A 277-nucleotide genomic window follows, 5' to 3' on the forward strand; every position below is an offset into this window, starting at 1 on the left:
AGCGTCGCACCAAGCAGATTGGCACTCGCCGCGCGTTAGGTGCTAAAAAGCGCGATATTATCAGCTACTTCTTAGTGGAAAACTATCTGCTATGTCTGTTAGGTGGCACTTTGGGTGTGCTGTTAGCGATTCAGTTAGGCCAGCAATTGATGAGCCTGTATAGCTTACCTATGCTGGCGCTTTCCTATCCATTATTCACCGTTGTTGGATTATTTGTGGTGACCACCCTTGCGGTGTACTTACCTGCACGCAAGGCTGCCAAGATATCTCCGGCGTC

At 49.5% G+C, this 277-nt stretch carries 1 protein-coding gene; it reads left to right on the top strand.

Going from position 1 to position 277, the window contains the following annotated elements; all coding sequences use genetic code 11:
* Positions 1–277 (top strand): ABC transporter permease (locus B4920_RS26195; RefSeq protein ID WP_139379674.1); only part of this gene is annotated, 277 nt, incomplete at both ends.

This window comes from Zoogloea sp. LCSB751 (genome assembly GCF_002028455.1).
Taxonomy (GTDB): domain Bacteria; phylum Pseudomonadota; class Gammaproteobacteria; order Burkholderiales; family Rhodocyclaceae; genus Zoogloea.